General features: G+C 40.0%; 17 protein-coding genes. 4 read left to right on the top strand and 13 right to left on the bottom strand.

Annotation, left to right across the window (positions count from 1 at the left end):
* Window positions 1-171 precede the first annotated feature (171 nt).
* Both ACK8HY_RS02490 and ACK8HY_RS02485 read left to right on the top strand, forming a co-directional pair.
* Entirely contained in the window at window positions 172-3,327 is a 3,156-nt protein-coding gene (locus ACK8HY_RS02490; protein WP_416132671.1) for a ligand-binding sensor domain-containing protein, read from the top strand.
* A gap of 2 nt (window positions 3,328-3,329) precedes the next feature.
* A complete protein-coding gene (locus ACK8HY_RS02485; protein WP_139351142.1) occupies window positions 3,330-4,097 on the top strand; it encodes a response regulator in 768 nt (255 codons plus the stop codon).
* Window positions 4,098-4,425: 328 nt separating this feature from the next.
* Here the strand turns inward: ACK8HY_RS02485 and ACK8HY_RS02480 are convergent, their stop codons facing one another.
* The 5 genes from ACK8HY_RS02480 to ACK8HY_RS02460 all read right to left on the bottom strand — a co-directional run bounded on the left by ACK8HY_RS02480 (window position 4,426) and on the right by ACK8HY_RS02460 (window position 14,573).
* Complete coding sequence (locus ACK8HY_RS02480; RefSeq protein ID WP_416132670.1) at window positions 4,426-6,603, bottom strand: hypothetical protein; 2,178 nt, start codon at window positions 6,601-6,603, stop codon at window positions 4,426-4,428.
* Between the two features lie 176 nt (window positions 6,604-6,779).
* Window positions 6,780-7,592 (bottom strand): DUF3823 domain-containing protein, encoded by an 813-nt coding sequence (locus ACK8HY_RS02475; protein WP_077436727.1) that lies wholly within the window; start codon window positions 7,590-7,592, stop codon window positions 6,780-6,782.
* A 149-nt stretch (window positions 7,593-7,741) separates the two neighbouring features.
* Window positions 7,742-9,802 carry a RagB/SusD family nutrient uptake outer membrane protein gene (locus ACK8HY_RS02470; RefSeq protein ID WP_077436726.1) on the bottom strand — a complete coding sequence of 687 codons (2,061 nt, stop codon included), beginning with the start codon at window positions 9,800-9,802 and terminating at the stop codon, window positions 7,742-7,744.
* A 21-nt stretch (window positions 9,803-9,823) separates the two neighbouring features.
* Window positions 9,824-13,003 carry a SusC/RagA family TonB-linked outer membrane protein gene (locus ACK8HY_RS02465; RefSeq protein ID WP_077436725.1) on the bottom strand — a complete coding sequence of 1,060 codons (3,180 nt, stop codon included), beginning with the start codon at window positions 13,001-13,003 and terminating at the stop codon, window positions 9,824-9,826.
* 112 nt (window positions 13,004-13,115) lie between these two features.
* Window positions 13,116-14,573 (bottom strand): glycoside hydrolase family 76 protein, encoded by a 1,458-nt coding sequence (locus ACK8HY_RS02460; protein ID WP_416132669.1) that lies wholly within the window; start codon window positions 14,571-14,573, stop codon window positions 13,116-13,118.
* 391 nt (window positions 14,574-14,964) lie between these two features.
* Here ACK8HY_RS02460 and ACK8HY_RS02455 point away from each other — a divergent pair, with 391 nt between their 5' ends.
* Window positions 14,965-17,451: a kelch repeat-containing protein gene (locus ACK8HY_RS02455; RefSeq protein ID WP_416132668.1), complete on the top strand. Its 2,487-nt coding sequence runs from the start codon at window positions 14,965-14,967 to the stop codon at window positions 17,449-17,451.
* A 55-nt stretch (window positions 17,452-17,506) separates the two neighbouring features.
* Here the strand turns inward: ACK8HY_RS02455 and ACK8HY_RS02450 are convergent, their stop codons facing one another.
* The 6 genes from ACK8HY_RS02450 to ACK8HY_RS02425 form a co-directional block, all read right to left on the bottom strand.
* Complete coding sequence (locus ACK8HY_RS02450) at window positions 17,507-18,256, bottom strand: YoaK family protein (RefSeq protein WP_077436723.1); 750 nt, start codon at window positions 18,254-18,256, stop codon at window positions 17,507-17,509.
* Window positions 18,240-18,740 (bottom strand): hypothetical protein, encoded by a 501-nt coding sequence (locus ACK8HY_RS02445; RefSeq protein WP_416132667.1) that lies wholly within the window; start codon window positions 18,738-18,740, stop codon window positions 18,240-18,242. The genes ACK8HY_RS02450 and ACK8HY_RS02445 overlap by 17 nt, the downstream gene beginning before the upstream one ends.
* Window positions 18,727-19,245 (bottom strand): hypothetical protein, encoded by a 519-nt coding sequence (locus tag ACK8HY_RS02440; protein WP_416132666.1) that lies wholly within the window; start codon window positions 19,243-19,245, stop codon window positions 18,727-18,729. The genes ACK8HY_RS02445 and ACK8HY_RS02440 overlap by 14 nt, the downstream gene beginning before the upstream one ends.
* Window positions 19,246-19,374: 129 nt before the next feature.
* Window positions 19,375-20,733 carry an ATP-binding protein gene (locus ACK8HY_RS02435; RefSeq protein WP_416132665.1) on the bottom strand — a complete coding sequence of 453 codons (1,359 nt, stop codon included), beginning with the start codon at window positions 20,731-20,733 and terminating at the stop codon, window positions 19,375-19,377.
* A 28-nt stretch (window positions 20,734-20,761) separates the two neighbouring features.
* Window positions 20,762-21,487: a response regulator transcription factor gene (locus tag ACK8HY_RS02430; RefSeq protein ID WP_416132664.1), complete on the bottom strand. Its 726-nt coding sequence runs from the start codon at window positions 21,485-21,487 to the stop codon at window positions 20,762-20,764.
* A gap of 141 nt (window positions 21,488-21,628) precedes the next feature.
* Window positions 21,629-22,618 carry a helix-turn-helix transcriptional regulator gene (locus ACK8HY_RS02425; RefSeq protein ID WP_077436719.1) on the bottom strand — a complete coding sequence of 330 codons (990 nt, stop codon included), beginning with the start codon at window positions 22,616-22,618 and terminating at the stop codon, window positions 21,629-21,631.
* A gap of 141 nt (window positions 22,619-22,759) precedes the next feature.
* Between ACK8HY_RS02425 and ACK8HY_RS02420 the strand changes: the two genes are divergently transcribed.
* Window positions 22,760-23,080: an ABC transporter ATP-binding protein/permease gene (locus ACK8HY_RS02420; RefSeq protein WP_077436718.1), complete on the top strand. Its 321-nt coding sequence runs from the start codon at window positions 22,760-22,762 to the stop codon at window positions 23,078-23,080.
* Between the two features lie 472 nt (window positions 23,081-23,552).
* Here the strand turns inward: ACK8HY_RS02420 and ACK8HY_RS02415 are convergent, their stop codons facing one another.
* Both ACK8HY_RS02415 and ACK8HY_RS02410 read right to left on the bottom strand, forming a co-directional pair.
* Entirely contained in the window at window positions 23,553-24,683 is a 1,131-nt protein-coding gene (locus ACK8HY_RS02415) for a cytochrome-c peroxidase (RefSeq protein ID WP_416132663.1), read from the bottom strand.
* A 65-nt stretch (window positions 24,684-24,748) separates the two neighbouring features.
* On the bottom strand, window positions 24,749-26,305 hold the full coding sequence (locus ACK8HY_RS02410; RefSeq protein WP_416132662.1) for a DUF6850 family outer membrane beta-barrel protein: 1,557 nt from the start codon (window positions 26,303-26,305) through the stop codon (window positions 24,749-24,751).
* Window positions 26,306-26,387 lie beyond the last annotated feature (82 nt).

Genomic DNA, 26,387 nt, shown 5'->3' with positions numbered 1-26,387 from the left:
TGTTATGGTTTAATAGTTTATAATCTTTATTGAATGACAACCCTGTTGTTTTCTATATTTTTTATAATTTTATTGGTTACAATACAAATACTAAAATCCTATTTTTTTTTATTTTTTTGGGGATTAAATTGTTTCAATTTTAAGCTATTTTGTATCAATAACCAAATGATCATGATCAACCTAAAGCCGGTCCGTTTTCTATTTTTCTTGTTGCTGTTTCCTCTTCTGATCCAGGCACAGCCCTATTACTTCAACCATTATCAGATTAATGAAGGGCTTTCAAATAATGCAGTGATCTGTAGTATGCAAGATAGCTATGGGTTTCTCTGGTTTGGCACAAAGGACGGCCTAAATCGCTTTGATGGAAATAGTTTCAAACATTTTGATGCCTCGGCCTCTGGCAAGAATAGTTTAGGAGGCAATAATATCATCTCCCTGAAAGAGGATTTCAAAAAAAGAATCTGGATTGGCACCGATCAGGGGATCTATTGTTACAATCCCATCGACGAACAGTTTAAGTTATTAGACAAACAGTTTGAGCATGCAGATGTACCCGTTATCATTACGGACCAAAGAAAAAGGATCTGGTTTATATCCAATGGGATGCTCTACTACCACAATCTGATCAACAATGAAATCAAACAGATTACCACATCTGATCTTTATATTACTGCTGTAAGCTGCACAAAAAATGGAACCATCTTCTATGGTACTCCAGAAGGTAAAATCTTCCAGATCAATCGTGCGGACAAATCCTCACTCCTATTGGATTTTCAGGTAAAATATGGTTCAAAAGATTGGTTCAGCATAGAAAAAATCACGGAGAACCGTAAGGGAGAGCTCATGATCGGCACCTCTAAATCTGGCGTTTATGTTTACGATTTTAAGGGAAAAACTTTAAAATCTATGCTTGGTCCGGACCGACTCAAGCAATTTCTCTATGTCCGCGATATCCTCCAGCCGAATGATACTGAATATTGGTTTGCGACCGAATCAGGGTTATTTATTTACCAAATTGCTGACCAGAGCTTTATCAATATTCAAAAAGAACAGGAAAATCCATGGGGTATTTCCGACAACGCAGTTTACAATATCCTGCAGGACAAAGATCAAGGAATCTGGATCGGCACGTACTTTGGTGGAGTCAACTACTACCACAAGAACAACAGCATTATCGAAAAGTTTTTACCTCAGGACAAACCCGGCAGCTTAAAAGGTTCGGTCGTACGTATCATTACCAAAGATCCGACAGGCAAGGTCTGGATCGGAACCGAAAATGGTGGTTTGTCCAAGTTAGATCCCAGTGCAGGACAGATTCAAAATTTCTCTGAGAAAAAGGGAAATCTGGCAAACAATAATATTCATGGCATCCTGCCCTATGCCAATAAATTATTGGTCGGAACTTTCGTCAATGGCCTAGATATTTTCGATCCGATACAAGAAAAAGTTGTTTACCATATCGATCGAAATAGTTCCCCGAATCCCGAGCTGCAGAGTAATTTTCTCTTTTACCTGTATAAAACTACGAAGGGCGAAATTTTGGCAGCTTCCACCCGAGGTTTATATCGTTTTGATTTCGCCAATAAATCCTTTCATTTGATACGGAACGTTCCGGAATATATGTTTTATACGACCGTGCTTGAAGATAAACAGGGAAATATCTGGCTGGGTACCTGGCGAGATGGCTTATATTGCTATAATCCCAATAATGGAGATCTCAAGCATTATACGCATCAAAAGGACAATCCGAGCTCTCTACCCAACAACCGCATCAATAGTCTATTTGAAGATTCTAAAAAACAGATCTGGATTGCCACAGAAGGAGGTATGGCAAAAAAACTTCCCACAGGTGAAGGTTTTGAAAAGATTGGTATAAAAGAAGGAATGCCCAGTAATGTGATCTTGGCGATTCTAGAAGACCAGCAAAACAATCTTTGGGTAAGTACTTCCAAAGGGCTCGTCCGTTATCATTTATCGAATGGAAAAAAAAGGATTTTCAACCTGGAATCTGGCCTACCTTCCATTCAATTTAATTACAATTCTGCATTTGACGATGGCGAAGGTCGTTTTTACTTTGGCACAATCAATGGTTTGATCCGTTTCGATCCAAAAAAACTCAATCAGATCAATTACAATACCCGGATCCCGATCTATGTCACCAACCTTTACATCAATAACAGAGCAATCAATCAGTATACAGACGGGCATATCCTTTCGAAATCCATTTTATTTACGGATAAGATTCAATTGAAACATGATGAATCGTCGTTTAGTCTCGATGTGGCGGCACTTCATTATCAGGCCCCCCATTCTGTCCATTACAGCTATAAGATGGAAGGTCTTGATAACAATTGGGTTGATATCACCGGTAATCAACGGGTGTATTTCACTAAGCTTGCACCGGGAAGTTATGTTTTTACCGTCAAAGCTGAAGATCCCAATGGAAATGTCATCCCCACTGCTGCAAGTCTTAAAATTGTTATTCTGCCGCCTATCTGGGCAAGCATACCAGCGTATATCTGTTATGCGCTCATTCTCATTGGCCTGATTATATTTATTATTTATCATTTTAATGAAAAGATAAAACAACGTAACCGACAACATTTGCTCACGGTGCAGAATCTTCGGGAACAGGAGCTCTATCGAGCGAAAATCAATTTTTATACGGATGTAGTCCATGAGATACGTACACCATTAACATTGATTAAAGCACCTTTGGAAAAACTCATGGACAAAGTCGAACACAATCCGGTAACAGATAAGCTGCTTTTGACCATGCAGAACAATACGGAAAAACTAATTGCACTCAGTAATGAGTTACTGGATTTTAGACAGGTCGAAACCGAAGGTTTTAAATTACATTTTGAGCTGGCAAATATTAGCCAGACGGTGCAAAAAATCAGCAACGATTTTGGCGTCACCATTCAGGCGCAAGGAAAAAGTATGCAGGTTTTCATTACTCCTGACATCATTGGATCCGTTGCGATAGATGCTTTCGAAAAGATCTGTTATAACCTGTTCAATAACGCCCTAAAATACTCATCACAGGTCATTGAAGTGAATTTAGAGCTGGATAAACAGAAAAATATTGCTATATTGACGGTGAAAAACGACGGTGGATTAATTCCTTCGGAGGAAAGGGAAAGAATTTTCGAACCATTCAATCGCTTAAAACAAAACAAGAACATTCCAGGAAGTGGTTTAGGCCTGGCGTTAACAAGATCCCTGGTCTTAAAACATCAGGGTAGTTTAGTGTATGATGTTGAAAATTTTCAATGGAATGTATTCCGCCTAACTTTACCGCTAAACCACAACTCAAACCAATAATTATGAATGCAAAAGCCAATTTATTAGTGGTAGATGACCATGCTGAATTACTTGAATTTATTGCAGACGACCTCAATGAAGATTACCATATCACCACCAGTACAAATGGAAATGAGGCCTTGGATCTACTTGCATCTGAATACTTTGATTTGATCATAAGCGACGTGATGATGCCCGAGATGGATGGCTATGAACTCTGCCAAAAAATTAAAGAAAATATCGCTTACGCACATATTCCTGTTATTCTATTAACAGCAAAAAACAGCATCGAATCAAAGATTCAAGGATTAGAATATGGCGCTGATGCGTACATCGAAAAACCCTTTTCGCCTGCATTTTTACGGGCACAAATTGCCAGCTTGCTAAAAAACAGGATTAAAGTCAAGGAATTTTTCATCAAGAATCCGATGTCTCAAATCCAGCAAATCGGACAGAACCAAAACGATCAGGATTTCCTGCTCAAGATAGAGGAAATCATTATGCAACATTTGGACGACCCGCAATTTAATGTCGATAGAATGGCGGATATACTCTGCATGAGTAGACCAACACTGTATCGAAAAATCAATATGGTGTCGAGCCTTTCGCCAAATGAGCTAATCAATCTTACCCGGCTCCGCAAAGCGGCGGAACTGCTTAGTTTACGACAATACAAGGTCTACGAAATTTCCAATTTATTAGGCTATAGCTCGGCGACACATTTTTCCCGAAATTTCCAAAAACAATTTGGACTAAGCCCAACAGAATTCCAGGAATCGCAATCGAAATAATATTCTTTTCGGATGATAGCTCCGGTTAGAATCTCGATTTCCGTTAAAGATGTACTCTCCTTCGAACTTAAAATTTTAACCGCGGATCATTGTAGCTATCTGATTGAAACAATCGCAAAGAACCTGCCTTGAAAAAGGTTCAGACTGGTATTCTGAATTCAGTTGTTCACAAAAAAACCAGATTAGAGTGAATCTGGTTTTTTTGAAATCTAATATGGGAACTAAGGCTTATTTCGTCCCAAGTTTACCGCATCGCGTTTTATATCCTCCTTTTTAAATGGACAGCACACGCTCTTTCATCATACTAAAATTCAAGCGATCTAACATGCTACCATTTGATATCCACGTATACACCCTCGGGGCTATTTTCAAATTCCAGCAGATAGGTTTTTGTTTTCGTATCCCAATTTGCTTCTGCAAAAACTTCCTTTTTATCCACGACAAGACTCTTGGGTTTGCCGGGTAATAATATCCGCGAAATGTTTGTAGTATTGATGGGGCTTTTGGCTGTAAATGAGTATTGATGGCCGCTCGATTTTTCATCGTAAATACGACTTGCCGATGCCAATACCTGCGGTTTTTGTTTATTTGCAACACGATCTATATTGACAAACAGGCACTGTTCATTCGGTTGGATATTTTTGGAAGTAACAATCGGTAGAGTCGGATCAAAAAGATCGATTAAATTCCCCTTTACCTGATAAGGCTGATTGCTTACACTCTCATCCAATACAGCGATCAGGTCATAAATACCTCTTGTCAACGTAAAATAGTTTTTAAATTGAAGTTTCCCGGAGTTGCCCTTAGCTTCGTAAAGACTTTTAGTCAGGTTCAACAGCTTCTGACTGTTGCTCGGCTTGACAACAAATTCTTTGGGATCTGAACGCAAAACATAGAAAGTGCCTTTCCCGTAGTTATATTGCCCCTCCTTAGCCATTCCGTCCCGCAAGCCCATTTTTTCAAATAAATGATCTGATGGTCTTTGATATTGGTTGCCATTTGTATTCCACCATTCCTGTACAGATTGAAAGGGATCGAGATCCGTCGCACAATATATAAGTACGCCCCCATTTTTTACCCAATCCGCAAGATACTGATGGGCCTCGGGAGCCAAGGGCTTCATGTTAGAATACGACATCAACAGCACCTTTGTCTCAGCTAAGGCATTTTTGACAGCCAAATTCTCCAGGTGAACTGTTTTAACGGGAACACCACGTTTTAAGAAAGGAAGAGCAAGTCCGTAAAAATTGGCCAATTGTGGATCGTCGTATCCGGCATGTGTCGGGAAACGCTGGAACATCAGTGAATTTGCCAACAGGACACTTATCCCTGTCGACCCAGACACTTTACTGGTCGTTTTGGGCATGCTGTTCAGACTATTGATCATCACCTGCATCTGGGTCGAATAATGTCGTGGTATTTTTTCTTTTTGGTCACTCTTGGCACTTGTTTTATACAATCCCTCATAGATACGTTCCGGCCAGGGCATGACTTCATAATCGGCAATATTCGGATATAAAAGCTGCGCGGTAAAAGTCGCTTGGTAATTTTTCTTGTAATCTGCCCAGTCACGAGGCCAATCTTCGATCGGATCCGTCAGAAAAAACATCTTTCTTCCGGTCGGTGCGGTCATGGATTCCATTGCGCCGTACTCTAAAAATGCCGTTTCGAAAACACGTTCTTTCGCCACACCATTAAAATAATTGGGTTCACGTGAAGTCCCCGTCCATACCTGTGCGATATATCCATCGACACAGGGTAGCGAGGCCAAGCTTGCCTCAGGACTGACAATCATCCATTGTGAATAATTGATCAACGAGTGTGTGGGCACATAACATTTTACATCCATCCCTTTGGTTTTCCCATAGGCTTTGGCGTAAGTAAAGACTTCATTCAGTGCATTGAGGTACAAAGCGTACTTTAATTTATTGGATAAGTAGGTATTCTCAGGCGATTCGTGCTGTGGGCGCCAATCAAAACCGTAATACTTTTTCCATTCCTTCTTAAATGATTCGCTATAACCTGCCCTTGCCCAGAATTCGGGTTCCTCCATAAAAATGGCATCAATTCCCGCATCAATAACACGTTTGACATGCATCTCCTTGATGTATTTCAAATAATTTTCAGTCGGGACAATATAGGGAACCATGTGACCATGCCAGATGGTATCACCTTTTACATCAACTTGTCCCTCATCCAGGTGCATTTTTCCATCCCATTTTCCCGTAAAATAATCCTGATACTCCCCCCAGGCAATACCCGTCATAAAATGTGTAATATATCCCCTATCACGCCAGGATTTTACCCGTTCCTCAAACGGAATTTTTCGGGATTTGTCGGAAGGGTTTCCCCCTGTTCCATATATCATGACAGCATCTGCACGGTTGTCAATTGTCGGACGCCATTCTCGGGAGCTCTGAAAGGTCGTCTTTACAGGATCTCCTTTTTGGGCGGTCGCTGTGAACGTTGCCAGCAACAATAAAGCGAGTATATTCGTTTTTATCATAATCTATTGTTTATTTTTCACCTAGAAATAATTATTGATTGAGCATCCGTAATTGTTATTTTAAATAAGCGGATTGGTTCCTTTTATGATTTGCTCAAATGGAGCCGTCCTTGTTTAAGATTCATTTTCATCCATGAGGCCTTAAACAGGACGGTTCAACATGTGTATTGATTCTCTTATGGGATATCCACCCGTTTGGCTGCATTGTAGTTCCACCTACGATTGCCCGTTCCACGCGGAGTATCATAGTTGATACGGGAGGCTGCACGAACAAAGACCGTACGTCCTTTCGGAATTTCGCCAGTGGACACAATATCAATAACCTGCCCTAACTTAGTCTTAAAGCTGTCGCCATTGTATTCGATTTTGCTTGACCAGCGTTCATCTCGTGCGCGATACCCAACCGTAGCGGAATAGCTAACAAAGAGCTGTATATCTGTAACATTTAAAAAATCTGGATTGTAATTTCCCAGTGGCTCGATCTTATCGCGGAAAAACTGCTCAGTTACGGCACGGGTAACCTTGACTTTCGCTTTTATCTTTCCATTTTCAACCACTGGATCACCCACCCATTCCACTTTAAGAAAAGGGTGAACTTCCATTTTTATGTCATGTGAACCATTCAGCTCCATATTTTTGCTATCGTCTGACAGTACCTTACCGTCTCCGTCTGTGCGTACCAAAGGAATAAATGGACCATCTACGGTGATATTATAATTCCCCTTAAACAATTTTGTATTTTGGAATGTTCCATCGGGCATGCAATAGAAGTCAGGATTGTGCTCCACATTATCTCCCCAACTAAGCTCGGTCAATCGAACACGGATACCTTCACTTCCCTGATCTGTCAATACAGGTTCGCCCGTTTGCGCGTTGACTACTATACCCTTCAATTCAACAGAGGGGGCTTCGTAGTTATCTGCCTCAAAAAGACTACACGAACTCAACATACTTAGTATGCCCAGTGCGCTTAAAATGCTATTTTTCATTTATTATACGTTTAGTGGTGGCCCGGACTTTTGGGATTTATTTCCACCTCCGATACTTTCGTTTTTTCCACCAGTTATTGTTTTATTAAATTTCACTCCTTCCCGACAAGCTGTGCTGGGACATTAATATGCTCAGCACAATTTCTTGTCTATCGATTAGGCTGCTGATCTATTACCTGACTTTTAGCCACTTCGTCGCCTGGTATTTCAAAATAATAGTCTACAGGTGTGTATCGAAATGTTTTGGTACTTACCCATTGGAAGCGTGCATCAAAGAAGTATTTCCCTGTTGCTGTGGAAAAAAACGGATACAGTCCCCTGAACCTAAAGTTCTCGTTGTTACTATATAGATTTTTATCCTTTTGTGTTCCCCAGAAACCGTCGCGTCCTTCAAAATGCAGTACGCGCCAACGGCGCAAATCCCATTTCGCTTTATGTTCAAATGCTAGTTCCTTGCGACGTTCTTTTCGAACAATATCTCGGCCTGTATTATCTCCTGAAATCGTACCTACCAAAAGATCTGCTCCTGCACGAGTACGAATTTCATTGACCGCAGTCGTCGCTGTTTGCAGCAGGTCGCTTCCATCTGCCGGACTAGCGCCCAACATTTTGAGTTCAACGGCTGCTTCGGCGGCATTCAATAATACCTCCGCGTAACGCATCAAAATAAAAGGTTGGTCAGATTTTCCTTCTCCAACTTCTTTGGCTGGATTTGTATTGAGCCATTTACGTACATAAAAGCCTGTTAAGGTTGCTTCACCATTATCAAAGAATGGTCCTTCGTTGCCAGCGGCATTCATTTTTTGTCCATTGTAATCCACTGTTTGTTGTCCGCTACCATCTCTTGGGCTCAGATACAAGTTTTTTGGTGATCCTGTGTAGGCCCCCAACTGTTGATAGCGCGTGTCAGCTGTTGCATAAGAATAATCTGTAAACAGAGGCTTTATAGGAGTTTGACCAGTATAAACCCCTGCTCGTATATCCATTTTTCTTTGCTTGAAGATATCATCCGGGAAAATAACATAGGCACGTAATCTAGGCTCCGCATTTTTAAAGAAATCCATTGGTTTGTCATACAGCTTATATTCCCCTTCCCTGTTGCTTTGTCCAGTAGTCACTTTGACTGTTCCATCCGGATACTTGTCAAATCCATCAAACAACTCCATAAAATCTACGGTAGGACAGGTACCCGCAGAAAGTGGAGATCTGAATGTGAAAGGTGAGCTAAAGGCATCAAAACTATGTGTCAACGTTGGATAGACATATTCTTTGACGTAGATATTTTCAGGACTACTGAGATCACTAAACATATCCACCATATTTTGATATTGTGCTTCTTTATCGTTCGCTGCCCATTTCTTTTTATAAAGTGAATAGCCCCCTGCTGTCATCACCTGCCGTGCAGCCGAATAAGCTTCTGCAAAATACTTTTGCGAAGCTGTTTTTGCTCTAGCGGCATCGAAACCGATAACCCGTACACCAGTTTTTCTTCCGAGGCCTGTCAAGCGACCAGAAACAGTTTCGTTGTATTTGGCCACACTTCCTGCGTAGAGCATAGCTTCGGATTTAAAAGAAAGGGCTACGAACTTATTGGAATATCCTGTTTTGGGACTCTTTGCCATGAGTAACTTAATGGCTTCATCATAATCTTTCAAGATCTGATTCCAGGTGTCTTCCTCACTGGAACGAGGTATTTCCAGATTATCCAAGGTATTCGGATATTGTAGTTCTTTCGTCACCAAAGGTATCCCTCCAAAACGTCGCGCCATGGCGTAAAATACTGTTGCCCGAACGTAATATCCTTCGCCCAGATAATGATTATAAAGTTCTTCTGAAAATTTATCCTTGTAATTGGGCAGGGTTTCAATTAGATGATTTGCATCGCGAAGTAATTCGAATGCTCTTCCCCAATAAGCAGTCCTTTCACCTGTAAAAGATGTACTAATGCCATCCCTGGTCACAGCTTCTCCCGTTCCTTCAATGCCAATGGCAGCCAGCCAGCCGTTGAATTCAATCCCCCATTGTGCCATGTATTTGAAATCTTCAAAAGGCATTAAACTGTACATCCTGGCCATATAAATATCCATACCTGCTGGTGTATTCAATAGGTCTTGATCCGTTACAATATTTTTAGGTGTAATATCTAGATCAGCGCAACCTGTAAATCCGATTGAGCCAACTAATGATAGTATAATGAGTATTTTTTTCATTGTAATAGTTTTTAATGAATGCTAAAAAGTAAGTGATAAACCCAGTGAATAAGTCTTATTCAATGGATACATACGACCTAGGTTATCATCCGGATGCTCCGGGTCTACAAATCGCACACCTGTAATCGTGAATAAATTATAGGCATTGGCATAAACACGGAGACGCATGGATGACGAAGGTTTTAAATTTGAAAAGGTATAGCCCAATTCGATACTTTTTAAGCGCAAATACGCTGTACTGACGCGATTGAATTCAGAATTTGATTTTGGATATCTACCCGTAAATCCATAGTAGCCTTTCACCCATTCTGTCGCTGGATCATAAGGATCAGCCATGGGATTTACAGGATGCCAACGATCAAGGTACTGCTCTAAGGTTCCGCCACCATTGGATCCCCAGATCGCATAAAGCGGTTCTTTGTATTCCATCGAACCCAAAGCCGATCCCTGAAACAATATATTCATATCGAAATTCTTATAAGCTGTTTCGAGATTCATGCTATAGTTAAGCCATGGAGTCTGATCAAAGGCAAAAGGATGTTCATCTTGACCATTTATTTCGCCATCACCATTCCAGTCCAGGTATTTATAGTCTCCGGGTAACACATCACGTTCCTTATAAATCGGATAGCTCCAGATATCTTCCCAATTCTCAAATCTTCCAGCCGATTCATAACCAAATTGAATCCCTTGATATCTATTGTTGAAATTGTCATTGCGCCAACGGTCGTACGAATTTCTATAGGGGCCATTTTGAACAGCAGTCAAGTACTTATTTCTGGTCACAGTAGCTATAGCTCGAACATTATATGAGAAATCATTGATTTTATTGCGATGTTTCAATTCCAATTCCAATCCCATGTGGCGATCACTATTGGCATTTTCCATCGGAGCCGTAGCGCCAATTACGGTTGGAAATTCACTCGTACGACGTTGAAATAGTCCCGATCGCGTGCGTTCAAAATAATCCAATGTAAAACCAAACAGTCCATTCCATCCTTCGAAATCTAAACCAACATTGAAGGTTTTCGCTTTATACCAAGTAATTAATTCATTGGCAATGGCTTTTCGACTTACCCCGGTAATGTATTTATCCCCGAAAATGTATCCTGGCGCATATTGATTATTGTAGCCATTTTCAGCATTTCCGCTCGTCGCAGGATAAACATAGCCGGGTACCCAACCAAAATCCCAAGAAGAGGATAAGTCATCCCCTAGCACACCATAGCTACCTCGAAATTTTAGTTGATTGACAAAGGAAAGCGCCTCAATAGATTTGAAAAATGGTTCCTCGGATATCCGCCACCCCAAAGAAGCCGAGGGAAAAAATCCCCATTGGTGCCCTTTAGCAAAACGGGAGGAGCCGTCATATCTAAATTGGAATTCGGCAATATATCTGCCTGCAAAATCATAATTAACCCGTCCGAATAGCGCTGACTTGGCTTCATTGTAATAGTCACTGATACCACCATACATGGAAGTCATCTGACCATCTTCTACACCAGCGAGCAATTGATCGGAACCGAAGGCAAGATTTTTCAGCCCATAAAAGTTATCGCCATCGTTCTTTTGTGATTCCCATCCCACAAGTCCTGATACTTTATGCTGATCGCCAAAGGTGCGATCGTAATTCAATATCAATTGACCTAAAACCTGTTGTTTATCAAAAAACTCCCGTTTCATTTGATTTGGGCTACTCAAATTATAGAGTTTCTGATCATATTTATTGGTCGTTTTATTGAAGGCATATTGATAATATTCCTTTCTGAACATAGAATTGTTATCTGCACGGTAATCATAACCAATCAATGCCTTTGCCGAAAACCCTTGAAGAATCGGAGATAAATTACTCAGGTCATAATTCAATGCAGCTGAGGACTGAAAGGTTTTCTTTTTGAATTTGCGATAACCAGAAATATCCGCGTCCATCATCGCTACGGTATTTTGCTCCAAATCCAACCCTTCATAATTTAACAGGGTATTTTCGGGATCAGCATACGCGGCAAACAACATGCCCTGTTTCCAATAGTTTCTAATAATGTCAACCGAACTTGTGTAAGGGCTATTTTGCTGATCGGCCATCCCACTGATGTTCAGATCCAATTTCAATCCCTTGGCCAATTCTGCTGAGATATTCGAACGCAAATTGTATTTATTGTAGTTGAGATCACCCGATTTAAAGAAGCCTTGTTGATAGGAATAGCCACCACCAATGTAGTACTGCACCTTATTGCTTCCCCCCGAAAAACTGACGTCATGTTGTGTCTGCGGCGCATATTTTGAAAAGACCAATGAGGTCCAATCCGACGAGCGTCTTGTTCCATTTCTAAAATCTTCAAAATCTTTTTCGGTATACACGGGACTTCCTCCATTAATGTTGTTCATGGATTTCTCATTGTAAATCGTCATAGCACTAATCGCATCGGCCAATACCGGCATACCGGAAGGCTTTTGGAAAGTATAGGAGCCATTATAGCTGACTGTGGTCTTCCCTTCTTTTCCCTTTTTGGTTGTAACCAATACCACACCATTTGCGGATCGTACACCATAGATGGCAGCTGAAGCATCTTTTAATACCGAAACATCTTCAATATCGCTGGGATTCAGGCGCTGAAAATCTTCGCTTGTCCGTGGTACGCCGTCGATCACGACCAATGGAGCGCCAAGCCCACGAATGTCGAAATTTGCACTATAGGTACCTGGTTCTGCACTTTTCTGCCATACGCGTACACCAGCCACACGGCCAGTCAGCATATTTTGTGGATTTTCATTCTTTGTCTGCCTCATTTCAGTTCCCTTTACGGATGCAATAGCACCAGTCAGCGATTGCTTCCGCTGTGTACCGTAACCGACGACAACAACAGTCTCCAATTGTGTATCATCGTTTTCAAGAACAACATTAATTGTGGTTTTCCCATCTGTAATCTCTTCCTTCGCACTAAAACCTAACGATTTAAATAAAAGCTTCTTCCCTTCCGGAACTACGATCGTATAACTACCATCTGCGTTGGTTGTGGTTTCTATACGTGTGCCCGCATTCTGAACAGAAACCGTCACCCCAGCGATAGGCTTATTGTTACTATCCAGCACTTTTCCGCTGACATTTTTCTGCTGCGCCCAACTTATGGACGGAATACCCAGCGCCATCAGCACAAGCAGTGTGCTCAGTCGCCGCCTTGATTTCCCTAAATCCTTTTTCATCTTTATAATTTGGTTTTAAATAGTGATTAAGCTATCTGATGTATTTTTTAGGCTCGCAAGCCTGGTTTTATTGGTATTTTTTTTGGTATCACAATTGTTGACGTCGATCTCGCTATTTTTCGATCTGGTATTGGGACAACATTGCATACTGTGCCGCATAAGTGAACATGAACATTCCCTCCAGGTTATTTTTGTCTTTGTCTATATGCCATCCACCAAGAAGATCTGGCGGCAATAAACCGGAACGTAAAAAATGGGCATATCCGTAATCCAAATTCTGCTGGAATGAGTCCATATAATGTCCAGCTTTGTCGAAGACTGGAGAAATCTGAAAAAATCCTCTTAGTAATACGCCGTTAAACCAATTATTGAACCCATCGGAAGCATAAGTGTAATGTGCCGGTACCTGTGAACCTAATTTGGCAAAGTATTGAAAACTGGCATCGCTCAGCTTCTTTCCATCCTCCAAATAGACCTTAGATCGGGTCGCCCGGTACAGATCAGCGGCGCCAGAAATCATGGTTCCACTGTTATAGGAAAATGAGGTTCCAACGGCTTTCTTTAATTGGGTATTTTTGCGATACTTTATACCATTGACGATTTCATAGACAATACTGCAATCGGGATAACAGTCCCCCATCATATCATCGTAAACACCTTTACTGTTCAATAAATGATCTTTTTGCCAATCATAAATCCTTTTAGCAAAATCCAAATAAAAATCAGCTTTTCGCAGCATTTTAGAACGACGCGACTGCCTATCTCCGGCATCAATATAGTTGTATGTGATCTGATCGTTCTTTTTCTTATAGATTTCATGTAGCCACACCAATGAACTGATCATGGGCGCATTGCTACAGGCATGTTTGGTCACGTAGCCTGGTCCCCAGGGAATTCCACCATTTTCATTGCCCTGATCATCTAGTGTGCAGTCCCAGCCATCCAATACATAGGTGGTTAGGTATTCTGCCTCCTTTAAATAGCGCTCTTTTCCTGTCAGGTGATAGGCTTCAATCAGTTCCCGAATTAGCCACATTTGATCGTCATAAACATTTAATACCCCAGTTACATTTGCGGCCCCCTTTGCCTTAGCACGATCCACAGCATAAACTGTCCAGTCTCTGGTCTGTGTAAAAGAAACAAGATTAAATGTTCCTAAATAATAAGCGGCATTTTCGTGAAGTTGAGCCAATAAATCCATATACCGCTTGTAATGTTTGTCAAATTGGTTATGATTTCCTCTTTCCTTTTGAGCTTTAAGTCCATGTAAGATTGCATTGACAGCCTCTATCGAAGCAGAGTACATCCACACACTTGCCTTTTCCTCCGAGCGCACCTCCGTATCGGGATTGTAGAAACGATGCATAGACTTTCCGTCTGCGGAGAAATAAACTTCCATTGACCGGTCCAAGAGCGCCATCGCACGCACCAGGTTTTGCACCTGCAGAGCTTGATCGCTTTTGATATTGTCAACGGAAAAAGGAATTTGGGTTTCAGCTTGAACCTGCCGTACCATTACCATGGTTACGGAAGCAACAAAAATAAATTGCAGCTTTTTAAAGACTTTCATAAGTAAGATTTCGATTTATAATTAGTTCGAATCTCTACCGAAAATATCGGCAGGAATTCTAACGCAAGGTAAAGCTGACTGATTAATTTTTGGGTTAAAATTGGGTTAAAATGCAAAAATAAAACGATAACCCGCTACTTTATTTCCTCAGTTCCCATTGTTTGTGAAATCAATACAGACAGCAATTGTAACACAGCTTTTATTTTACTGAGCGCTTTTTTTTGCATACTTTTAAGTCCTGTAAGATATTTGATAAGGGATATACTAACCGTTACTATATTTCATAAAAAGCCGGCAGCTGACAAATTATTGTGAATAGGTCTTTGTCGATAACTATTGGTTTAAGTTTTTTGATTGCGCTATGCGACCCTGTATATTATATATTATTTTTTTGCTTTTAATTCCTCGACTTTCCCAATCCCAGGGTCTCAAATTTAGAGGTGGACATGAGCCTATAGACAAACGCAGCTCCTACGAGTTATTTGACAAAAGGGCAATTTCGTTTGAACAGGAGTTTACGCTAAAATTTCAGCTTTCTATTTATTCATCAAATTCGTTAGGCAATATTTTCCGTGTCAAGAATAAAGACAATAACACAGTTTACAATTTATTTTACGATGAGGAGGCCGGTAATTGTATTTTCCGTCTGAATGAAGAAGGTAAAAGCAGTCTAATCATCGCAAAAATAAATCAACAGCAATTATTCAAGGAGGAATGGATCACGATTCAGTTGACTTTTGACCTGCAAAAGGAATTATTTAAGCTTCAGATACAAAACCAGATTTTTCAATCGCCAAAAGTGAAACTGCCCTCTCAGTATAGTCCTCAAGTGATTTTTGGAAAAAGTGACTATCTGATCGATGTTCCGGCCATGTCTATCAAAAATGTACAGATTGGAAATACAGCTAAAAGCTATTTATTCCCATTAAAAGAAAGCAAAGGTAATGTCGTACATGATGAAAATGGGGTTGCTTATGGTTCCGCTACAAACCCTAACTGGCTCATTGTGGATTCTTACAAATGGAAAAATCTCTTTGCAAGCAGTTCCTTCTCACAAGCTGGTTCCAACTACAATCAACAGACCAAAGAGATCTATTATTTCAATCAGGATTCTATAACCATATACAACGTAAAGACCAATCAGACAAACAAACGAGCATTTCAGAAACCATGTCCCGTAAAATTGGTTTTAGCAAACAATTTTATAGACGCTACGACAAATAAACTGTATGTCTATGAACTTTTCTATACTCAGCCCTATCAAGGTCCTACGGTAGCCAGCCTTGATCTGGAAACTTTCGAATGGACGGTGGAAAGTGACGAGCTGATGAAGAAAGAACTGAATCATCACGGTTCTTTTTATGATGCACAACAGCGACAACTCTATATTTTCGGTGGCTATGGAAACATGGCCTATAGTGGGCAGTTTAATAGATACGATTTAGATTCCGGCAAATGGCAAATCGTTGACGGATGGAAAGGCGATAAAATTTTGCCACGCTATTTTCTTTCGGCTGGCCAAGGGAGCAATAATCGAATCGCTTATATCTTTGGAGGTATGGGAAATGAATCCGGGGAGCATATTGTAGGCCGAAAATACCTCTATGATTTCTACCAGATAAATTTGGACACCAAGGAAATTACAAAAAAATGGGATGTTCTTTGGAAGGATAAGCATATCGTACCTGCCCGTGGTTTGGTGTTCGCCGATAGCAGCCACTTTTACGCCTTATGTTATCCGGAATATCTAACCAAGTCCAATATTCAATTGTATCGCTTTTCTGTCAAAGATGGAAGTTTTGATATCCTAGGGGACTCTGTTCCGATCTATTCAGATAAAATAAGTACCCATGCCCAACTTTATTATGATCAACAATTAGGTAGGCTTCTGGTACTGGTACAAGAATCAAAGGATGATATACAGTCGACATTAAAGGTTTATTCCTTAAATATGATACCAGTAAGTTCTGATGATTTAAATAGCTTCCCTTCATCCGGACCAAACCGCAGACTATTATTTATACTATTGGCATCTGCTACCTGTGGAATCGGTATGTATTTCTTTTGGCAGCGAGGCAGGCAAAAGCGAAAAATAGCAAGCATAACTGAAAAAGGAGCCCTCGAGGTTCCAGCGATAGCAGATACTGGAATCCTACAAACAATACAAAAAGACGAGTTTGTACATGCCAACGCTATTTTTCTATTTGGTGAATTCCGCGCTTTTGACCGCAACAAACGTGATATCTCCCATTTGTTCAGTACAAAACTGAAACAGGCATTTTGTCTTATTCTGTCGAACAGTGCCGGTATTAGTTCACCATATTTCAGTCAGATCATGTGGCCCGACAAATCAGAAGATAAGGTAAAGAACTCAAGAGGTGTCACTATCAATCATTTACGAAAAGTATTGAGTGAATTTGCTGGAATTGAACTCGTATACAAGCAGGGAAGATTCCTTATTGAACATAGCGATGAATTTTATTGTGATTATGTAGATTATATACAGTTGCTGGCAAACCCTTCGACTGCTTATGAAAGTAGGTTAATTCAGATTATTCAAAGGGGTAAATTCTTACAGGGGCTGGATCTGCCTGTGTTTGATACATTGAAGACTGAGGTTGAACAGAATTTATTACCCATTTTACTGGCGGAACTTCATAAGGCTGACCTCTTACACCTGCATAAAAAAAGCATTGAGATCGCGCATACGATATTCTTATTGGATCCGCTGAATGAGCAAGCATTATTCTCCGAAATGAGAGCGATGTTTGCTTTAAATCTGCACAACGAAGCCCGCATTAAATTTCAGCAGTTTTGTCTGAACTATAGACAGCTGATGGACGAGGACTTCCCCTACAACCTGGATAAAATGATATAAATAAGCCCCACCATACGCTGTTATGGTGGAGCTTGTTTTATTATCGTCAAGAGAGTTAGGCAACCAACTCCTCGCGATGACGTTTTACAAATTGTTTTTTAAGCAGATATAGTTTATAATGATCATATAAACCTATGATAAGCAAAACAAAACAAACTACATAAAATGTTTTATTAGACAAGTAATTAAAGGATATTCCACTGAGTAGTCCTCCCATTAAATAACTTGTGACAATGGTCAGTAACAAATGAAACTTATCCACTAAATCTTTATTGCTTCTATTGGCTTCTTTTGTGAACATGGATATTAGTATCGCTAGATCGGTCGTCAATCCAGTCAAATGGGTGGTTTTCACAACAGAATTGGATATACTTGCAGTAAGTCCATTTTGTAAGCCCATCGCAAATAATAATGCCCCAACCAATATTTCAGTCTCCTTAAGTGAATCTTCGTAGAACACGTCGAGATATATCCCGACAAACAAAATACTTAATATCTCCAGCACCAAGGGTATAGAATGGGTCAGGTATGCGCTGAACTTTCCCTTACCATGAATGATAATCAGGTTGGAAAACATGCTTCCAATGAGGAACAACAATATCCAAAACAAAACGACAGCACCTTGATACCAGTTTCCTTTCGCGATCTCCTGTGCAAAAACAGCATAATATCCTGTTACATTAGATGTAAAGGAAAAAAATACAATAACTGAAGCGACGTTGACCATACCGGCAGAAAATGCCGTTAGTCCGCCTAGTTTTATATTGTCTTGAATTGTCCTATGATTGCTATATTTTCTTAGCATATTCTTCCTTTCCTCCTTTTTTCAGTACGATACGTGCTATTCCCTTGGTCTGCATATCCAGATTGAGATGTAGAACCAGCTGATTTTTGTTCAGTTTCTGTATAACAAAACTTTCCACGAGTTCATTATTTTTTCGCAGCTCAAGGATATGTCCCCTTCCTTTCAAAAACCAGTTATACTGCTTATCCTTGTGGTGGGCCACCAAATTCTTTTGGCCTAATTTTTCAAAATGCCATAGGCCATCCTGTAATGGCGGCAAATGCGCGATGGCGGCATCTTTGATTCCTTCATGGATAATCGCCTGTTTTTTGAAGGTTGGTGATTTCTCCACCTTTTCAAAGTACCAGCCCTGTTCTTCCCACTCTCCCTCTAAAAGGCGTTCGGGGTTTTCATAAAGCATGACCATCGCTGATGCCCCAAAAAGCAACAATGCTAAAAAGACAAAGTTGAATCTTGCCAGTATTTTTCTTTTAATAGTTAACATCCCATTGTTTGTTAAAAAATAAATCCGCTAAGACATTTCCTCCGGTTTTGTGCGTTGCCGGTTTTTCGACAATGGCGACATGTTTACGCTTACTTTCATTGAGCCGTAACAAAGCCTGTCCAACATCAAAGAAATGTCTTGTTCTTTTTTCAAATTGATAATCTGTTGGAATCTTGATCTCGTCAATTCGCGCTCCACGCAGATAATGATGTAAATAATTGGAATTGTCGGCACCGATAATATCTGCATAGATATTCAGTTTACGGTTTTCATATCGGTGGCAGATCATTTGGCAAGCTTTCAAAAAATCCTCTGACTGAAGGTCATTGAGTTGATCCTCTAGTGTGATTCCCAATAATTCACTGATTGAAGTGCTACTTTTATTTCCATAAACCAAAATGACGTCAAGCTGCTCAGCTGTTGATTGCTCAATACTATGGATTACAAAAAAAAGTGAATCGATTGTAAAATCACTTGGAATCAATATTCGTTTCGCTTTTGCCATGCCCAATTATTTTTTAACAAAGTTAATGGGCGCACATGGCAACGGAATGAAGCTAGAATTAGCTTTTCATTAGAATTTTAAGAGACTTATTAAAATGGGATTAAAAATAACATGGAAATTAAAATGGCATTAAAACCGAATGTAGGTTGGCAATTCAATCTCTACCGTTGTGCCTTCCCCAACGACGGAATTGACTTTCAATGTCCCACCGTGGAGCTTAATAATATTTCTTGCTAAGGGCAGGCCAATGCCGTATCCGTCTATTCCATTGGTATTGGAGGCTCGAAAATAAGGATCATAAATATATCCTAATTCGTTTGACGGGATCCCAATACCTTTATCTTTTATAAGGATAAACACTTTATTGTTTAATGCGCCCAAGGCAATATATGCAGTCCTATTGGAGGAGTACTTACAGGCATTACTAATAATGTTGGATAACGCAAGCTGGAGTAAAATAGCATTTCCATTGACTTTGAGTCGCATACTGTCATCGGGCAGCAAACTAAAATCTGTCGTAATTTTAAATTTGTCATTGATGGCTTTAACAGTCAACTCAGCATCCATAACAATCTGGTCTATACGAACAGGATTAAATGTTGTCGAATTGCTCACAAAACCAGTGCGGGCCAACATCAAAAGCGCCTTGGTCTTTTTTTCTAAATGTTCCGCAGATTCTATAATTTTACATAAGGTACGTTGATACTCCTCAACTGTTCTTTCTTTGGACAGCGCTAAGTCAGCCTGCCCTATTATTGAGGTCAGGGGAGTATTCAATTCGTGTGAAGCATTGCTGATAAAATTTTTCTGGGTTTCAAAAGAGGTTTCTAAACGTGTCAACATGCTGTTGAATGTAAACGCAAGATCATGAAGTTCACCCTTATATTTTTCTTCATCCAGGCGTTTATCGAGATTCTCAGAACCAATCTGTTGAACCTCCTTCATCATGGTCAGAATAGGTTTTAGAAATGAACGTTTCATAAAGACAGAAACCACCAAAATAAAAAGAATACCCAAAATCAGACTAATAATAAGCAGATTACGCAAATAGGCCAGATGATGGGTATAGAAATAATTTTCCGCCGATGCACCGACGATATAATGCTTGTTGTTTTTTGTAAAATACTTTGTCGAATAAAATTGGTGACCTGCTTTAAAATTTGATGTTCCGGTCTTGTTTATTTTATCCCACAATTCAGTATAGAAGCCCTGGCTCTGAACAATTTTTCCATTCTTATCAAATTCCACCAAAAATTCATGCTGATTGTTCAGATTTTCTATAAAATCCAGGCTCCATTGATCTGTTTGCGAAGCAGATTTACTATTAAGGAACTTTTCTGCCGCAATATTTCTTCGCAGATCCAGCCGTTTATAAAAATCGGTGAATGCAAAGTTTGTGATGGAGTAAAAGATAAAGCCTACGAAACAGCTGACATATATTACTAAAATTGTTATGAGATAGATGAGCTTCCTATTGTAATTATTCATTTTAACCTATTCAGTATTCTTAATCTATTCAATCTTCGATTTTTAACACATACCCCATTCCGATAACGGTATGAATGGCTTTTTTGCTCGTTACCTTCTCGATCTTCTTCCGCAGGTAATTAACATATACATCAACGACATTTGATCCGATATCAAAATTAATTCCCCATATTTTATCCAGGAGCTCACTGCGCTCAAATACTTTCTTGGGGCTTTGGATAAATAATAAAAGTAAACGATACTCTGTGCTGGTCAGGTTAAGTTCCTCACCTTCACAATAGGCAACTTTCTTATAATCATCAATGGTTAGAAATCCATAACTGAATGTATCTTTTGGAGGTTGTGCTTCACGTTGGGCCGCCTGAACAATGGATTGCTGTCTACGGATCAATGAACGTATTCTGGCTTTGAGTTCGATTAATTTAAATGGTTTAGAAAGGTAATCATCAGCGCCATTGTCAAGACCAAGAACAACGTTTTCAGGGGTTCCGAGTGCAGTAAGCATCATAACAGGTAGATCAGTATAGCCCCATTGTCTGATCTGTTTACAGATGTCTAGTCCATTGGTCCCGGGCAAAAGAATATCCAAAAGAACAAGCGCTACATCTTGTTTGGCCAATAGTTGCTCAAGTCCTTCGGCACGCCCCAAATGAATGACCTTATAACCCTCTTCGCCCAATCCCTGTAAGATCAAATCCGCAACGTCTTGCTCATCTTCAACCAGAATAATTTTATGCTCCTCCATATTCATCATAATGTGTATTTCCCGTTATCGCGCATCGCCAAAGCATAAAAATACTGTTTTGATCCTACAGACACAAATCTCCGGTCTACGATAAACAGAATATATGCCAGATAAATCCGGATATCATAGGGGTCATGCAGGTCGGATAAACTAGCTGTATGTCTTTTTTAATTTACTTGGTGGAAATCCAAATTTCCGCCTAAAAGCATCTGAAAAATGACGCTGATTTTTATACCCAATGGCATCAGAGACTTCACCAATGGTCATGTTTTTGTCTAAAATGAGTTTTTTGGCATGTTCCATTTTTGCATCATTCCAAAAACCGAAAACTGTCGTACCAAACAACTCCTTAAAACCCTTCTTTAATGTAAACTCATTTGTTCCGACCAGATGGGCCAGGTTGACAAGCGTATTGTTTGAATCCATATTATCCAATAAAAATTCACGGACCGCATAGATTTTATCAACATCAGGCTTTCTGAGGGTCGTGTTCGAAACGCTATTGTCAGCTAACTGCTCCAACTGAAGCAGCAATAACTCCATGATCTTGGCTTCAAGATATATTTTTTTAAAAACACCCTTCCGTTCACAATGCATGATACTATCAATAAGAGCATACATTTCGGGGGTAATTCTTCTATTACTTTCCGCCATTAGGCCAGATTTCCCCTTTTCAATACTATTTCTAAAGTCATTAAATAAGATGAAATTATCGGGTAGAAATTTCTTAAAAAAATCTGGTGATAAATTGATCTCACATAACTGGAATTCTTCACGTTCCCATTGCATCTGGCCACAGATCGAATTGCCATAAAGGATATTGTGCTGGCAAGTTTCAAAATCTATGGTAGCGGCTAATGTCTCCCCAGCTGCCCGGCTTCTACCCTTCAATGCAAAATGCATTTCGACCGTCTCAAAGTCACTTTCAAAACGAAACAGTATCCGTTCATACAGATTTGCATGACCAAAGCCAATATGAATTCCATCAAAAAAGATCTCTTTGTAATAGCCATCACCAAATGGAGCACCCAACTGTGTGACACATTCCTGGATACCGGCATCGATTGAAAAGAAAGTCTGTGGATAGTTTTTTTCCAACAATAAACTAGCCGAATCAATATCATAAAGTCTTAATCCCATTCCATATTTCTTTAAGGTTCAACTATTCCTTCTCACGGACTTTTTACTCCTTATTACATACCCAACAATGGCACGATAGCTATTATCTTTGGCTAAATTACAAATTTATTTAGAATGATTCTTAATTATTTAAATAAGCACATGCAAAAGAAAAAAACTGAAACCAAGCTGTCATTAATTCAGGATATAGACAGCCACTTGCTCCCAGATAGCATTTATAATAATATCAAAATGGGCAATCCCCTCGCCAGTAAGTTGGATATTATACTCGCCGCAGAGAAAGCCATGGTACTGGACTTTGCTTGGGAGTTTCCGCATGGTATGGACACCTTTGTTCATGATGAGCGTTACCCACTTTCGGACGATCAAAAGCAACGTATCAATTTGGCCCGCATAATTTTAAGAAATATACGAAACACGACATCTGAAGCTAATATTTCGAGTTCTGATGTATTGCAGTGATCTAGCCGTTAGGAATCGAAAAGGATCTTACAACAAAACTAAACAGACTGGTTTTAGACCGTGGTTTGGGTTTCCTATAAATTAAAAAAAGCACATAAACGCAAGCACATTCAAACTCGTATAAAAGCCTCCTTATATGCCATTATTATACTCATAAAGCACATTTCGTTTTGTAACAAATTAGTACTTTATCTGTGCTTTATCTGTACTTAGCTCGTACTATATCTGTACTGGGGAATTGCTTCGTCAAACAGGGAATAATTTGATAATTTAGAAAATATTACAATAACTATAAGAACTATTTTTTTACCAAAATAGAACAGCAAAATTTAGCCCTATCTGAAAAGTCAAATGGGGTTAAATAAACCCTTTAAAGCTCAGGTCTATTCGGAGATTTTTAGCGGGAAGCGACGGCCAACCTACGACGACAGTCCATCTTATGATTCTTAATTACATTAAGCGCCTGTAGGCACTACCGAGGCAGGCTTTCGGGACGGCGCATTCGAAAAGATGTCGCTGTGATGGCATGTAAAAATGCTTCGATATCTTTTATTTCCTCTTTACTAAGATTCAAAGGGCGCATTAATGGATCTGTAACTGGATAAAGTGGATCTTTGGCCTTCTGATCTGGCTTCGCAGAGTTCATTTGCATCCCACTGTTATACATGTTCAACAATCCCGTCATATTCCAGAATAATCCATTGTGCATCCACGGATCGGTATTCATTACGTCCCGCAGTGATGGCGTCCTAAAACGTCCTACGTCAGCTGGATCTTTGGTAACCTCATACCTACCCAGATCTTGATATTTACGCTTGTAATAAGTCAGTCCGATGTTATGATACGCATCATCCGTAAAAAACTGGCCATTGTGACAATTCATACATCTCGCTTTTGTACGGAAGAGATGCAGTCCGCGTACCTCCTGCTCGGACAACACCTTATAATTACCATCCAAAAACTCGTCAAAGCGGCTACGTCTACTTGTCAAAGTCCGTTGGAAAGCACCTAAAGCCTTTAAAACTTCCGGCATGGAATAGTCTTCCTCACCAAAGGCTGCTAAAAACAGCTTGTTATAGGCCGGGATAGCTTTCAATTTTGGAATCAATTTGGTCAGCTCCATATTCATTTCATGATGTGCTTCAATAGGACCGAGCGCCTGCTCTTCCAGCGACTTGGATCTTCCATCCCAGAACAATTCTTTCCGCGCATACACATTCAGTAGTGATGGTGTATTACGCGTCCCCTCCAAATGATCATTGCCAACCGGAACCGTCAATTTATCAGCCCATGATGTTTGGGGATTGTGACAGCTGCTACAGGAAATCTGATTACTACCTGACAGTATCGGATCAAAGAAAAGATATTTTCCCAACTTGACATCCGGCTTTTCCATCAAAGAAAAATAACTTGAGTCAACCTTGGGCAGTGACTTAAATTCCTTCCAGCTGACACCAGCATCAATCGTCGGTTTAGGCCACTCGCTTATCGGTCTTCGATAAAGCAACTGCAGTTCTTCATAGAATGCTTTTTGTTGATCTTTCATAGATAATAAACCAACAAGTCCAATGATACTGACCAATACTGCAAAATGTTTTTTCATGATTATACAACCTTAAATATGCTCAAAAAATGCCTGCTGTTCCTTCACTTGGGGGTATGATTGCATCAGAAAATATACGCAACACCCAATTTGCCTAGAAACCTATCTTTACCGGGTAAGGCAGACAAGTCATAATTCAATGACATCAGATCGCCCCGGTGCTGATAATCCAACTGAAACTGTACACTCCAGTCTGTTTTGTCCCGATGGGTCATCCATACCCATGATGTTGTCCAAGTGCTGCTTGAAGCGCTCTCATAAAGGTAATCCCGATAAAGAATCTGCTTCGCAAAATTACCTGTATTCAAATCCGATACACTTAAATCGTTCGCGGGAGACCATTGCCTGAGATAATAGACAGAACCCAATAGATCAGATCGCTCATTTATCCGTAATCTGCGGTTTAGACCAATCCCTGCTTTGATCTGATCGACATCCATTGCATTGCCCGTCACTCCATCTTTTTTTCCAATAGTTCGTAGCGCTATACTCCCTTCGGTCTGAAACTGACGAAAACCAAACAAGCCCTTGATTTGCATCTGATTTTGCTGATAGGTATAATTATTGGATAAATAGGTATAGTTAAAATCTTTCCCTTCTTCAATCCGCCCCGTTAATGCCAGTTTCAATGATTTTTGGTTCTGCATCTGACGGCTCCATAAAAAATCTATTGAGCTGATATCCTTTGTATAATCATTTAGCAATAAATAAGTCTGTTTAGAATTATCATTTCTTCTGAAAGATTGCTTTTCATTTATATAGCGTCCGTTTAGGTAGATCTTATCCGCTCCATTAGGTTTTAGCAGCAGATGTCCGCCAATTCCAGTCCGATTGATGATATCATTGTAGTTGATCTCGCTTATCCTTTCGTGAGCATTTCCAAAACCGTTCATTATCCAATTGACATACAATGGATCTTCGGTATTTTTGGTATATTTTTCATTTTTATAGCCTACATTTACCCGTTCAGAACCGTAGCCCCAAATACCCGAAAGATGATAAGAAATCTTTGAGAGATTGTGTCCTACACTCAGTTCAAACTGTAAATTCATGTCTTTAACATCACCCCTCGGATCATTATTGGAGTAATGAGAACCTAACCTATAATCAATCGCCAAGGAAATGGGTAGCCGATTATTTAAGAATGGATGCTGAATCCCGGCATCCAATTTATATGTTTCCCGATTATATTTGTTTTTTTTCAGGGAGCCAAAATAAACCGGAGCGTCTTCATTCCATCGGGATTGATGACGCATGGCAGTGCTATCCTCCGAACTCCGGTCGTAGGAAAATCGTCCCCAAAAATTAGTCTTTTGCCATTGTGTTTTCCCTTCTGTATAAATGCCGGTCTGTTTTAGTTCATTGGCGCCCTGAGCAGGCTGAAAACTTCCTTTGGCAACCATCTGTTGAATCCCCAGTATAGAAGACTTATTCTTCATTTCCTCAGAAATCCACACCCTATTTCGGGCGGCCATATCATGAGATAGAATAGATGAAGGTTGGTACCAGTAAAGTGTCGCTGTCAATGAATCCACCGCTGCACTTGATTTCATCTGTCCTTGCACAGCAAAGGAGCTAAGGAAAAATACGATAGCGGAAGTAATAGTTTGAATACTTTTCATCTATTTCATTGTTTTATTGATGACCTTTTCAAGCTATAAGTGAGCGTTTAGATGGAAAATCATCTGGAACGGTCATCAGCTA

This window comes from Sphingobacterium sp. NGMCC 1.201703 (assembly GCF_047784615.1).
Classification (GTDB): domain Bacteria; phylum Bacteroidota; class Bacteroidia; order Sphingobacteriales; family Sphingobacteriaceae; genus Sphingobacterium.
The sequence above is the reverse complement of the archived record's forward strand: the minus strand, read 5'-3'. Positions and strand labels throughout refer to the sequence as shown.